Origin of the sequence: Kineococcus esterisolvens (assembly GCF_050871405.1) — a bacterium.
Taxonomy (GTDB): domain Bacteria; phylum Actinomycetota; class Actinomycetes; order Actinomycetales; family Kineococcaceae; genus Kineococcus.
Map to the genome: position 1 here is coordinate 42680 of NZ_JBJLRI010000001.1, position 12430 is coordinate 55109.

Annotated in this window: 13 protein-coding genes and 1 riboswitch; of the genes, 3 read left to right on the forward strand and 10 right to left on the reverse strand. The window is 76.3% G+C overall.

Annotated features, from left to right (window positions below; all coding sequences use genetic code 11):
- Nucleotides 1–54: 54 nt before the first annotated feature.
- On the forward strand, nt 55–1458 hold the full coding sequence (locus ACRYR8_RS00205; protein WP_432482063.1) for a glucose-6-phosphate dehydrogenase: 1404 nt from the start codon (nt 55–57) through the stop codon (nt 1456–1458).
- A 25-nt stretch (nt 1459–1483) separates the two neighbouring features.
- Here ACRYR8_RS00205 and gcvP read toward each other — a convergent pair whose 3' ends face one another.
- Entirely contained in the window at nt 1484–4318 is a 2835-nt protein-coding gene (gene gcvP / locus ACRYR8_RS00210) for an aminomethyl-transferring glycine dehydrogenase (protein WP_432482203.1), read from the reverse strand.
- A 182-nt stretch (nt 4319–4500) separates the two neighbouring features.
- A riboswitch (glycine riboswitch) is annotated at nt 4501–4591 on the reverse strand.
- A gap of 109 nt (nt 4592–4700) precedes the next feature.
- Between gcvP and ACRYR8_RS00215 the strand changes: the two genes are divergently transcribed.
- Together ACRYR8_RS00215 and ACRYR8_RS00220 are read left to right on the forward strand one after the other, a co-directional pair.
- On the forward strand, nt 4701–5492 hold the full coding sequence (locus ACRYR8_RS00215; protein WP_432482064.1) for a ParA family protein: 792 nt from the start codon (nt 4701–4703) through the stop codon (nt 5490–5492).
- 153 nt (nt 5493–5645) lie between these two features.
- A complete protein-coding gene (locus ACRYR8_RS00220) occupies nt 5646–6392 on the forward strand; it encodes a hypothetical protein (RefSeq protein WP_432482065.1) in 747 nt (248 codons plus the stop codon).
- 102 nt (nt 6393–6494) lie between these two features.
- On the opposite strand, the gene ACRYR8_RS00225 is transcribed toward ACRYR8_RS00220, so the two are convergent.
- From ACRYR8_RS00225 to ACRYR8_RS00265, 9 genes are all read right to left on the reverse strand, one after another.
- The gene (locus ACRYR8_RS00225; RefSeq protein ID WP_432482066.1) at nt 6495–7094 is read right to left on the reverse strand and encodes a MerR family transcriptional regulator; all 600 of its coding nucleotides are present in this window, start codon (nt 7092–7094) and stop codon (nt 6495–6497) included.
- Between the two features lie 130 nt (nt 7095–7224).
- Nucleotides 7225–7707 carry a bifunctional nuclease family protein gene (locus ACRYR8_RS00230; protein ID WP_432482067.1) on the reverse strand — a complete coding sequence of 161 codons (483 nt, stop codon included), beginning with the start codon at nt 7705–7707 and terminating at the stop codon, nt 7225–7227.
- 92 nt (nt 7708–7799) lie between these two features.
- Nucleotides 7800–8495, reverse strand: coding sequence for a transcriptional regulator FtsR (gene ftsR, locus ACRYR8_RS00235; RefSeq protein ID WP_432482204.1), 696 nt, complete (start codon nt 8493–8495; stop codon nt 7800–7802).
- Between the two features lie 44 nt (nt 8496–8539).
- Nucleotides 8540–9064, reverse strand: coding sequence for an FHA domain-containing protein (locus ACRYR8_RS00240; RefSeq protein ID WP_432482068.1), 525 nt, complete (start codon nt 9062–9064; stop codon nt 8540–8542).
- Nucleotides 9065–9243: 179 nt separating this feature from the next.
- On the reverse strand, nt 9244–9630 hold the full coding sequence (gcvH, locus tag ACRYR8_RS00245; protein WP_432482069.1) for a glycine cleavage system protein GcvH: 387 nt from the start codon (nt 9628–9630) through the stop codon (nt 9244–9246).
- A gap of 75 nt (nt 9631–9705) precedes the next feature.
- Nucleotides 9706–10485 carry a DUF881 domain-containing protein gene (locus tag ACRYR8_RS00250; protein WP_432482070.1) on the reverse strand — a complete coding sequence of 260 codons (780 nt, stop codon included), beginning with the start codon at nt 10483–10485 and terminating at the stop codon, nt 9706–9708.
- Nucleotides 10482–10814 carry a small basic family protein gene (locus ACRYR8_RS00255; protein ID WP_432482071.1) on the reverse strand — a complete coding sequence of 111 codons (333 nt, stop codon included), beginning with the start codon at nt 10812–10814 and terminating at the stop codon, nt 10482–10484. Before ACRYR8_RS00255 ends, ACRYR8_RS00250 begins: the two co-directional genes overlap by 4 nt.
- The gene (locus tag ACRYR8_RS00260; protein ID WP_432482072.1) at nt 10811–11692 is read right to left on the reverse strand and encodes a DUF881 domain-containing protein; all 882 of its coding nucleotides are present in this window, start codon (nt 11690–11692) and stop codon (nt 10811–10813) included. Before ACRYR8_RS00260 ends, ACRYR8_RS00255 begins: the two co-directional genes overlap by 4 nt.
- 50 nt (nt 11693–11742) lie before the next feature.
- Nucleotides 11743–12339 carry a cardiolipin synthase ClsA gene (locus ACRYR8_RS00265; RefSeq protein WP_432482073.1) on the reverse strand — a complete coding sequence of 199 codons (597 nt, stop codon included), beginning with the start codon at nt 12337–12339 and terminating at the stop codon, nt 11743–11745.
- Nucleotides 12340–12430 lie beyond the last annotated feature (91 nt).

Sequence of the window (12430 nt, forward strand, 5' to 3'; positions counted from 1 at the left end):
CCGCGGCTGGTGTGCTGGTGCGCGGACGCAGCCGAACGATCGTGAGGAGCATCCGTGACCGCCCAGTTCGTCGTCCTCGGCGCCACCGGGGACCTGACCGCCCGCTACCTGCTGCCCGCCCTGGCGCAGATCGCCCCACTGCACCCCGACGGCGTGCGGCTGGTCGGCGTCGCCCAGGACGACCTCGACGAAGGGGGTTTCCGCGACCACGTGCGCCGGGCCCTGGACGAGGGCGCGGGTGACGCCCCGGACGAGGTGCGCGAGCAGCTCTCCGGTACCGCCGCGTACGTCCACGGCGACGTCACCGACCCGCGGGTGCTGCGCGACGCGCTGCAGCGCGCCGGCGACGGCGAGCCCGTCGTGGTGTACCTGGCCCTGCCCCACGTGCTGTTCGAACGGGTCGTCGCCGCGCTCGGCGAGTGCGACCTGCCCGAGCACGCCCGCGTCGTGGTGGAGAAGCCGTTCGGGCAGGACCTGGAGGGCGCCCGCCGCCTGAACGCCGCGCTGGGGCGGGTCGTGCCCGAGGACCGCACGTTCCGCGTGGACCACTTCCTGGCCAAGCAGACCGTCCTGAACGTCCTGGGCCTGCGGTTCGCCAACCGCCTCTTCGAGTCCGTGTGGAACCGCACCCACGTGGAGTCCGTCGACATCGTCTTCGACGAGACCGTGGACGCGCAGTCCCGCGCCAGCTACTACGACCGCTCCGGCGCGCTGCGCGACATGGTGCAGAACCACCTGCTGCAGCTGCTGGCGTACGTGGCGATGGAACCGCCCCAGTCGATGCGCCCGGCGGACCTCAGCGCCCGCAAGGTCGACGTCCTGCGCGCGGTGCGCGCGCTGGAGGAGGACGAGGTCGCCCGCTGCACGGCGCGCGGGCGGTACACCGCCGGCACGGTCGACGGCCGCCACGGCCGCCGGGAGGTCGGCGACTACGTCGACGCGCGCGGCGTCGACGGCGAGCGCGGCACCGAGACGTACGCCGAGGTCGTGCTGCACGTGGACACCTGGCGCTGGGCGGGCGTGCCGTTCCGGCTGCGCACCGGCAAGGCCCTGGCCGCGGACCGGCGCGAGGTCGTCGTCCGCTTCGCCGAGGTGCCGCACGCGGTGTTCGAGGGGCCCCGCCCGCACCGCAACGAGCTGCGCCTGCAGCTGGACCCCGACCGGGTCTCGCTGCGCCTGGACCTCAACGGCGCCGGCGACCCGTTCGAGCTGGAGGCCGTGGAGATGGGCGCCGACCTGGCCCGGCAGGAACCGGGCCCCTACGGGCAGCTGCTGCTGGCGGTGCTCGCCGGCGACACCCGGTTGTCGGCGCACGCCGCGGAGGCCGAGGAGGGCTGGCGCATCGTCGAGCCGATCCTGGCCGCGTGGCAGCGCGGGGCCGCGCCGCTGCGGGAGTACGCCGCCGGCAGCGACGGCCCCGAGGGCCCGCCCGCCCTGGCGGGGGCGGACGGGCGCTGACCGGACGGACTCGCTGCCGGTCCGCTCAGCCCTCCGCGAGCTCCTCCAGCGGCGGGCAGGAGCACACGAGGTTGCGGTCGCCGGCGGCGCCGTCGATGCGGCGCACCGGCGGCCAGTACTTCGTGCGCGGGTCCAGCCCGGCCGGGTACACGGCCTCCTCGCGGGTGTAGGGGTGGTCCCACTCGCCCACGAGCGAGGCGGCGGTGTGCGGGGCCTGGCGCAACGGGGACTCGGCCACGGACCAGCGGCCCCGCTCGACCTCGCGCACCTCGGCGGCGATGGCGAGCATGGCGTCGCAGAACCGGTCGATCTCGGCGAGGTCCTCGCTCTCGGTGGGCTCGACCATGAGGGTGCCGGGGACGGGGAACGACATCGTCGGGGCGTGGAACCCGAAGTCGACGAGCCGCTTGGCGACGTCCTCCACGCTCACGCCGGTGGCCCTCGTCATCGGCCGCAGGTCCAGGACGCACTCGTGCGCCACGAACCCGCCGGGTCCGCGGTAGAGCACCGGGTACGCCTCCCGCAGCCGGGCGGCGACGTGGTTGGCGCTGAGCACGGCCTGCACCGTGGCGGCGCGCAGCCCGTCGGCGCCCATGAGGCGCACGTACGCCCAGGAGATCGGCAGGATCCCCGCCGAGCCGAACGGGGCGGCGGACACCATGCCGACGGCCTCGGGGTCGGCGTCCGGGGAGGTGGCGGGCAGGAACCGCGCCAGGTGGGCGCGCACCGCGACCGGGCCGACGCCCGGGCCGCCGCCGCCGTGCGGGACGCAGAACGTCTTGTGCAGGTTCAGGTGCGAGACGTCCGCGCCGAACCGGCCGGGCCGGGCCAGTCCGACCAGGGCGTTGAGGTTCGCGCCGTCGACGTACACCTGCCCGCCGGCGTCGTGCACCAGGGCGCACACCTCGCGGATCGACTCCTCGTACACCCCGTGCGTCGAGGGGTACGTGACCATGATCGCGGCGAGGTCGTCGGCGTGCTCGGAGACCTTCCGGCGCAGGTCCTCCAGGTCGACGTTCCCGTCGGCGTCGCAGGCCACGACGACGACCCGCAGACCCGCCATGACGGCGCTTGCCGCGTTCGTGCCGTGCGCGGAGCTGGGGATCAGGCACACCGTGCGGTGCGCCTCGCCGCGGGAGCGGTGGTGCGCGCGGATCGCGAGCAGCCCGGCGAACTCGCCCTGGGAACCGGCGTTGGGCTGCAGGGAGACCGCGTCGTAGCCGGTGACCTCCGCCAGCCAGCGCTCCAGGTCCGCGACGAGCTGCGCGGTGCCGGCGAGCTGGTCGGCCGGTGCGTACGGGTGCAGGTCGGCGAACTCCGGCCACGACACCGGCTCCAGCTCGGTGGTGGCGTTGAGCTTCATCGTGCACGAGCCCAGCGGGATCATGCCGCGGTCCAGCGCGTAGTCGGCGTCCGAGAGGCGGCGCAGGTACCGCAGCAGCGCCGTCTCCGAGCGGTGCTTCGAGAACACCGGGTGGGTCAGGAACCCCGAGGTGCGCAGCAGCCCGGCGGGCAGCGCGTGGGCGGGGACGTCCTCGACGGGCTGCAGGCCGAAACCGGCCAGCGCCGCCGCCACGTGCTCGGGCGCGGTCGTCTCGTCGCACGTCAGGCCGACGTGGTCGTCGTCCACCAGGCGCAGGTTCACCCCCGCGTCCAGGGCGGCGGCCACGACCGCCCGGGCGCGGCCGGGCACGCGGGCCAGGACGGTGTCGAAGAACTCCTCGTGCACGACCTCCACACCGCCGGCGCGCAGCGAGGCCGCCAGGCGGGCGGCGGTGCCCGCCACCTGCGCGGCGATCGAGCGCAGTCCCTCCGGGCCGTGGTGCACGGCGTAGCAGCCGGCCACGACCGCCAGCAGCACCTGCGCGGTGCAGATGTTGCTGGTGGCCCTGTCGCGGCGGATGTGCTGCTCGCGCGTCTGCAGCGCCAGGCGGTACGCCCGGGCGCCGTCGGCGTCCTTCGAGACGCCCACCAGGCGGCCGGGCAGGGAGCGCTCCAGGCCGGCGCGCACGGCCATGAAGGCCGCGTGCGGGCCACCGGCGAACATCGGCACCCCGAAGCGCTGGGAGGAGCCGACGGCCACGTCGGCCCCGAACTCGCCGGGCGCGCGCAGCAGGGCCAGGGCCAGCAGGTCGGCGGCGGCCACCACCACCGCACCGCGCTCCTTGGCGGCGGCCGCGACGCCCGCGAGGTCGCGCACGCGGCCGGAGGTGCCGGGGTACTGCACGAGCAGGCCGAACGGCGCCCGCTCCCCCAGCACGGCGAGCGGGTCGGCCGCGTCCAGGTCGACGGTGACCAGGTCGACGCCCAGGGGCACCGCGCGGGTGCGCAGCACCGCCAGCGTCTGCGGCAGCACGTCGGCGTCCACGGCGAACACCGCCCCGGCGGGTGCCTTCGAGACGCGGCGGGCCAGCGTCATCGCCTCGGCGGCGGCGGTCCCCTCGTCGAGCAGCGAGGCGTTCGCCACGTCCAGGCCGGTGAGGTCGGCCACGGCGGTCTGGAAGTTCAGCAGGGCCTCCAGTCGGCCCTGGGAGATCTCCGGCTGGTACGGGGTGTACGCGGTGTACCAGGCGGGGTCCTCCAGCACGTTGCGGCGCACCACGGCCGGGGTCCGGGTGCCGTGGTAACCCAGCCCGATCATCGAGGGCACGACGCGGTTCCGCGCCGCGAGCCGGCGCAGCTCGGCGCTCACGGACGCCTCGTCCAGCGCGGGCGGCAGGTCCAGGGCGCCGGGTCCCTCGAGGATCCCGGCGGGCACGGCCCGCCGCACGAGTTCCTCGGTGTCGGCGACGCCCACCGCGGCCAGCATCCGGGTGACCTCGCCCGCGTCCGGCCCGACGTGGCGGGCGCTGAAGGGCAGCGGGCCCGGGGCGCCGAGGGCGGGCGCACCCTCGGCGGGCGCACCGGAGGTGGCGGCGGGGGTACCGGCGGGGGTACCGGCGGGGGTGGCGGGGGCGGTGGTGGTCACGGGTGCTCCGGGGGCTCACGGCGGTCGGGACGCCCCCGTCTGTCGGCCCGGGCGGTCGCGGCCTCCAGAGCGGCCTGTCCCCCGCGGTCCTTCCGCCTGAGAGGTTCCGGGGATGTTGCCCCTTCGGCGCCCCGGCCGGACCGGGGTCTCTCCCGCGCGGGATGCGCAGCCAGCTTCCGCTGCCACTGTAGGCCATCGCCCGCCGCGCGGTCCCGGATCGCGGCCCCGGCGACAGCGGTCCGCTCGACACCGCGCACCCCGGTATCCTCTCGCGATGATCACCATGGCCGTCTGCAGCGCGAAGGGCGGCGTGGGCAAGACGTCGGTGGTCCTGGGGCTCGCCTCCGCGGCCCTGCACCGTTCCGTCAGCACCCTCGTCGTCGACCTCGACCCCCAGGCCGACGCGACCTCGGGCCTGGACGTGACCGCCCAGCGCGAGCACGACGTGGCGGCGGTGCTGCGCACCCCGAAGCGCCGGGTCGCGGAGTCCTCGGTGGCGCCCAGCGGGTGGGTGGACGACCACCCGGGCCTGCTCGACGTCGTCACCGGCTCGGCGGCCTCGGCGCGGCTGGACGCCCCCGACCACGAGCAGGCCGATCTCGACGGGCTGCGCCGCGCGCTGCGCAAGCTGGACGACCACGAACTGGCGCTGCTCGACTGCCCGCCGTCGCTGGGCGGACTGACCCGCTCGGCCTGGCGGGCGAGCGACGCCGTGCTCGTCGTCTCCGACGCCAGCCGCTTCTCGGTGGCCGCGGTGGGGCGCACCCTGGACGAGGTGGCTGCGCTGCGCTCGGGGCCCCGCGTCGCCGGGGTGCTGGTCAACCGCTTCTCCCCGCGCTCGGGCGAGCAGCGCTTCCGCCTGGAGGAGCTGCGCTCCCTGTTCGGACCGCTGGTGCTGGAACCGCTGCCCGACCGGGTGGCCGTGCCCCAGTCGCAGGGTGCCGGCAAGCCGCTGCACGCGCTGCGTCCCGTCGCGGCCCGCCGGGTGGCCGAGCAGTTCGACCGGCTCCTGGACGTGGTCCTGGCCCAGGGGGTCGCCCCCCGCACGTCGCGTGACAGCGCGTGAGCGCGGGAACACCGAAAGGCATCTGATCGTTTTCCCGTCGTCGAAGTGCACAGGAGACCGGTACCGCCTACCGTGCCCTCACGGTGCGTGCTGGTCCCCTCCGTCCGCACCGCCGAGCACCACCCCGCGCCACCGCGGGTCCGAGGAGGTTCCGTGACGACCGACGCCCCCGCCAACCGCCCGCGCCTCGTGCGCGCCGCCCGGACCAGCCAGGTCCTGGGCGCTGCGAGCACCGCACCGGCCCCCCAGCCCGCGCCACCGCGCCTGGTGCCCGCACCGCACCGCACAGCGGGCACGGCCGGTCCGCGCCGGCCGGCCGACGAGGACACCGCCGAGGTCACGCGGGTCCTGCAGCTCGTCGACGTGCTGCGCGCGCGCTGGGCCCGCGCCGGCGCGGACATCGCCACCCGCCTGCGGCCCGGGGTGGACGACGCGGCCCTGGACGCCGTCGAGCACCAGCTGGGCCTGCTCGTACCGCGCGGTGCACGCGCCTGGTGGCGCAGCGTGGACGGCGTGGACCCCGTGCGCACCCGCTACCGGACCAGCGCCCCCACCGTCGGCCCGGGCGGCTGGGTGCCGCTCGGCCTGGAGGACGCCGTGCGCCGGGCGACCGGCCAGGGGCCGGGACCGGTCGCACCCCCCGGGCTGCTGCCGGTGTTCGCGCGCGACGAGGAGATGCTGGCCGTGCGGCTGGGACCGTCCTGCACCCAGGTGGAGCAGGTGGTCCTCGACGACGACGGCGAGGCGTACCAGCACTCCTGGCGGGTGCCCCTGGAGGTGCTGCTGTCCACGTGGGCCGACGCGCTGCTCGCCGCGGTGCTGTGGCTGCCCGACAGCCACGACTGGGTCGTGGACCCCTTCGCGCGCCAGGCCCTGCCCAACGCGCACCTGCTGGACTGACCCCTCCGCGCGGGCCCCGGCCCGCCGAGCAGCGGTCCCGGACACCACGACGCCCCGGCCACCGGCCGGGGCGTCGTCGTGGTCGCGGGTCGTCGGCTCGAGTCAGCCGGCCTCGCGGGCCCGGCGGCGCGTGCTGAGCTCGTCCGCCAGCACCACCGCGGGAGCGGCGACCTCGGTGCGCTCCGCGAGGCGCTCGCTGGGCAGCGAGGCCAGCTCGCCCTCCACCTCCCGCCAGACCCGCCCGACAGCGATGCCGAACACGCCCTGACCGCCCTGCACGAGGTCGATGACCTCGTCCGCCGAGGTGCACTCGTAGACGCTGGCGCCGTCGCTCATCAGCGTGATCTGCGCCAGGTCGTCCACACCCCGCTCGCGCAGGTGCGTCACGGCCGTGCGGATCTGGTGCAGCGACACCCCGGTGTCCAGCAGCCGCTTGACCACCTTCAGCACGAGGATGTCGCGGAAGCCGTACAGCCGCTGCGAGCCCGACCCCGAGGCGCTGCGCACGCTGGGTTCCACCAGGCCGGTGCGGGCCCAGTAGTCCAGCTGGCGGTAGGTGATGCCGGCCGCCTTGCACGCCGTCAGGCCGCGGTAACCGACTTCCTCGTCCAGGTCGGGCAGGTCCTCGGCGAACAGGAGGCCCTGCGCGGGGACCGGCTTCCTGCCGCGCAACGACCCCGAGTCTGCCTCGCCTCTGCTCACGCCGGCCTCCTCATCATCGCCCCGGTCCGATCGTCGGTGCCGTGCCGACCGGGAGCGTCCTGTCAACTGACCGTAGAGTCGCACCCGCGGAGCGTCAACGAGGCGCGCGGCGCGCCGTCCGTCGAACTGTTCACCGGTCCGGGCCCGCCTCCGACTCGAAGTCCTCCGGGGTGATGTGGTCGAGGAACTCGCGGAACTTCTCCACCTCGTCCTCGTCCTCGTCGGGCACCGGCACACCGCCGGAGTCCAGGACCTCCTCGGCCCCCACGATCGGGCAGCCCACCCGCAGCGCCAGGGCGATCGCGTCGGAGGTCCGCGAGCTCACGGTCGCACCGCCGTCGAAGGCGAGCTCCGCGAAGTAGACGTTGTCACGCACCTCCACGATGCGCACCTCCTCCAGGCGCCGCCCCAGGGCCGTGATCACGTCCTTGAGCAGGTCGTGGGTCAGGGGACGGGGCGGGACGACGCCCTGCTGGGCGAAGGCGATGGCGCTGGCCTCCGGGGCGCCGATCCAGATCGGCAGGTAGCGGTCCCCGTCGCGCTCACGCAGCAGCACGATGGGGTTGTTGGAGGGCATCTCGACCCGGACGCCGATGACATCGAGCGCACGCACGCCCTCACCGTACCCCTCCCGGGCCCGGCGCGGCGGCCGGCACCCGTCGCGCCGCGCCGCACGCGCGTGATCGGTGCGTCACCGACCCGCGCTCAGCCCGTGACGCGCCCCAGCGCCCCCGCCACCAGCGCGGTGTGCAGACGCAGGCAGGCCGCGGCGATCTCGCGCGCCACCTGCTCGGCGCGGGCCGAGGAGTCGGCCGAGCGCTGCCGCTGCAGGGGTGCCGCCACCTGCTCGGCCAGCGCCACCTCGCGATCGGCGGCCGAGCGGAAGACCCGCAGGTGGCGGGCCTCGATGCCGTGCCCGGCCAGCGTGGCGGCCGCGCGCAGCACCTCCAGCGCCTCGCCGTCGTACCAGGGGCCGCCCGGCACGGGGCCCAGCACGCCGAAGCCCTCCAGGGCGTCCAGCAGCTCCGCGTCCACGCCGCTCTCGCGCAGCAGCTCGGCGCGGGTCAGCCGCAACCGGGCGGCGCTGCCCTCGAAGCGCGCCGCGGGCGGGGCGCCGGCCGCGTCCGGCACCCGCGGCGCCGCGCCCGGCTGCTCGGGCGGCTGCAGGCCGCGGTCGATGGCGTGCAGGTTCTCCCGGATGACCCGCAGCGGCAGGTAGTGGTCGCGCTGGGCCGAGAGCACGTAGCGCAGCCGGTCCACGTCGGAGGAGGAGAACTTGCGGTAGCCGGCGGCCGTGCGCCGCGGCTCCACCAGGCCCTGCTCCTCCAGGAAGCGGATCTTGGAGATGGTGACGTCGGGGAACTCCGGCGTCAGCAGCGCCATCACCTCACCGATCGTCATGCGCGGTGCGTCCGGGTCGAAGGCCGCCCGCGAGGCCGCCGCGCTCACGCCGGCCGCCCGCCCCCACCCGCCGCGGTCCCGGGCGACTGCGGGCTGGGGTGGTAGACCATGCGGTACTTGCCGATCTGCACCTCGTCGCCGGGGCGCAGGAGCACGTCGTCGATGCGCTCGCGGTTGACGTAGGTGCCGTTCAGGCTGCCCACGTCGCGCACGCGGAACCCGGGCCCGGACGCCGGGTCGGGTGCCCGCAGGAACTCGGCGTGGCGACGCGAGACGGTCACGTCGTCCAGGAAGATGTCGCTGGCCTGGTGCCGGCCGGCGGAGGTCCGCTCCGCGTCGAGGAGGAAGCGCGCCCCCGCGTTCGGGCCGCGGCGCACCACCAGCAGGGCCGAGCCGCGAGGCAGGGCCTCCACAGCGGCGAGGTCGTCCCCGCTGAGCCCGCCCTCGACGGCCTCGTGGACCTCCGGGACGGTCAGTCCCGCGAACGACATCGTCGAGTCGGCGGGACGCTCGTCCCCTCCCGGCCCGGGTGTCGTCCCCTCGTCCGGGGACGTGCCCGACGGAGACATCGCACCACCTCTCGCAAACACCGCGGGCACCCGCCCGCGCGACCCACCGCAGCGGGACGGTCCCCGCTCCTGACGCTGATCGTCACCCTAGCCGGGGCGGAGTAGCGGCTCCACACTCCCCGTGCGCACCACCCGCCCGGACGACACCCCGACAGCGCCCCGACAGCGCCCCGACGCCGTCAGCCCGCGTGCGAGCGGTACGCCCCCGCGTCCAGGAGGCGCTCCAGCTCCGCGGGGTCCGAGACGGTGAGGGTGAACATCCAGCCCTCGCCGTACGGGTCGGAGTTGACCAGGTCCGGCCGCGTCTCCAGACCGGGGTTCTGCGCGGCGACGACCCCGCTGAGCGGGGCGGTGATCTCGCTGACGCTCTTGGTGGACTCCACCTCGCCGCACGCCGCGCCGGCGGCGACGCTCTCGCCCACCGCGGGCAGCGAGACGTACACCACGTCGCCGAGGGCGTCCTGGGCGTGGTCGGTGATGCCCACGCGGACCGTGCCGCCCTCCTCGACGCGCACCCACTCGTGCTCGGCGGTGTAGCGCAGGTCCTCGGGCACGCTGGAGGCCATGGGGCGTCTCGCTCCTCGTCGTGGGGTGTCGGAGGGCCCGCGGCGCGAGGGCCCGGGCCGGTCGGGAAGTGCCGGTCACTCGCTGCCGGCGGTGGCTCCCGGCGACGCCGGGCGAGCGTACTGAGGGCTCGAGACGGCGTGCAAGGCGCTCACCCGCACCTCCTCGGAGGTGCGCACGGTCAGCTCCGCGCCCAGCTGCCGCAACGACTCGCGCACCCCGCCGGGGATGTCCAGGGCGGTCGAGACGGTCTGCGGGTCGGCGACCACCCGCACCTCGTACGGCGGGGTCAGCAGCCTGCCGTCCGCGACGACCCCGGGCCCCGAGCCCGCGGGCGCCTCCTGGAAGGCGGTGCTGGCCACGACCCTGACGTCCCCGACCTGGATCGCCTCCGCACCGGCGTCGCGCAGCTCCTGCACCAGGCTCACGAGCGTGGCGGCGCGCACCTGCCCGGCGGGGTCGGCGATCGTCGCGGTGATGCCGGGCCCGACCGCGGCGACGGTGCCGGCCAGGAGGCCGTGCTCCCGGGCGCGCTGCTCGGCGGCGCGCGCGGCCGCCTCGGCCGAGTCGCTGCCGGCGCTCAGCTCCGAGCGGGTGCGCTCCAGCTCGCGGACCTCCTCCGCCAGCCGGTCGCCGCGCTCGCCGGCGTCGTCGAGGATGCGCACCAGGTCGCTCTCGCGCAGGTCGGCCAGGCCCGCCACGTCCGTCTGGCGCACCTGCACCACGACGCCGAAGCCCAGCGCCGCGCACAGGACCCCGGCCAGCAGCTGGGCGCGGGTGGCGCGGGGGCGGGCGGCGCGCCACAGGCGCCGCCACGGCGAGGGCCCGGGCGGCCGGGGGCCGGGGGCGGTGCTCACGCCTTGAACAGGTGCCGGCGGATCGCGGCGGCGTTGGAGAAGATGCGCACGCCCAGGACGACCACGACACCCGTGGAGAGCTGCGAGCCCACGCCCAGCTGGTCGCCCAGGTAGACGATGAGGGCCGCGACCACCGCGTTGGACAGGAACGAGACGACGAACACCCGGTCGTCGAAGATGCCGTCGAGCACCGCGCGCACCCCGCCGAAGACGGCGTCCAGGGCGGCGACCACGGCGATCGGCAGGTACGGCTGCAGGGCGACCGGGACCTCCGGGTGCAGCAGCACCCCGGCGACGATCCCCACCAGCAGCCCCACGGCTGCGATCACGGCGCCCCTCCCCCGTCGTCCTGCCCACCGGCCCCGGGCACCGTACCCGCCGGGGCACCCGCCGCCGCGCCGCCCGCGCCGGGCGCCCGGGCCACCCGCAGCTGCAGCCGGGCGGCCGCCGGCAGCGTCAGCGCGTCGTCGCCGGCGACGGTCCGCACGTCCACGCCGATGCCGTAGTTGTCCTGCAGGACCTGCAGGTAGCGCCCGGCCACCGAGGAGGCCAGGCCGGTCTGCAGCGCGGCGGGGTCCCCCACGGCGCTGACCCGGTAGGGCGGGGTGAGCGGGCGGTAGTCCACCAGCACCGCCTCGCCCGCGGCGCGGATCGAGGACAGGGAGGACAGCCGGGTGCCGTTGACCGCGACGGCCTCGGCACCGGCCAGCCACAGCCCGTTGACGAGGATCTGCAGGTCGCGGTCCACCACGCGCCCGGAGGGGGCCGTGTCCGGCCCCGTCGCGTCGCGCTCGGCGTCGGCCAGCGTCACCTCGACGCCGGGCCCGGTCACCGGGGTCGCGGCCGCGGCGACGGCCAGCGCGTCGGCCAGGGCCCCCGCGGTGGCGGCCTGCTCACCGCCCAGCCGCTCGGTGAGCGCGGTGTTCTCCTCGCGCAGGGCGGCCGCGCGGGCCGCCAGGTCGTCGGCGCGGGCCGTGGCGGCCTCCACCCGCTGCAGCAGCTCGGCGCGCCCGCGGTCGGTCTCGGGCGCGCCGGCCGAGGCGCGCACGCCCGCCACGGCCAGCAGGCCGCCCAAGACGAGGGCCGCCGCGGCGGTCAGCGCGCCGGGGCGCCCCGGCCGGGGGTCGCCGGCGGCGCGGAGGCGTTCGGCGGCGGCCGCGTAGCCGGGGTCGAGGGGGCGCTGCATCACCTCGGCGAGCAGGCTCATGCTGGCGTCCGGGCGCCGCTGCGCCGCGGGCGGTCCCGGGGCGCGCCCGCTCACGCCCCGCCCGCCGACCGTTCCGCCCGCACCAGCCCGGCGACCTGCTGCAGGTACAGCACCCCCGCCCACCAGTACAGCCCCGTGCCCCACAGGGCGAAGGCCCAGCCGACCGCTCCGGCCACCGCCGACAGCAGGGGGCTGACCTCGCCCAGCAGCAGCAGCGGGAAGGCGTACAGCAGGCAGAAGGTCCCCGCCTTGCCGAGGAAGTGCACCTGCAGCACGCCGTGGCCGACCCGGGCCAGCAGCGGCACGGTGCAGGCCAGCGCGACGTCGCGCGCCACGAGCACGACGACCAGCCACCACGGCACCAGGTCGCGCCAGGCCAGGCCCAGCAGCGTGGTGAAGATGTAGAGCCGGTCGGCGAAGGGGTCGAGCACCTGCCCCAGGCGGGTGACCTGGTCCCAGCGGCGGGCCAGGTGGCCGTCGAGGTAGTCGCTGGCGCCGCTGACGGCCAGCACCAGCAGGGCCCAGCCGTCGTGGCCGCGCACGATCAGGACCGCGAAGACGGGCACCAGGAGCAACCGCAGGAAGCTGAGCGCGTTGGGCAGCGTCCAGACGCGGTCGCTGACCGTCGGACCACCCGCCGTAGCCACCGTGCACCCCCTGTGGTTGTCTTCGACTCCGCCGCGGCGCGCCGGACGCTTGGACGGGCGTCGGGCCACTCGCTCTGGCAGCGTACGGCCC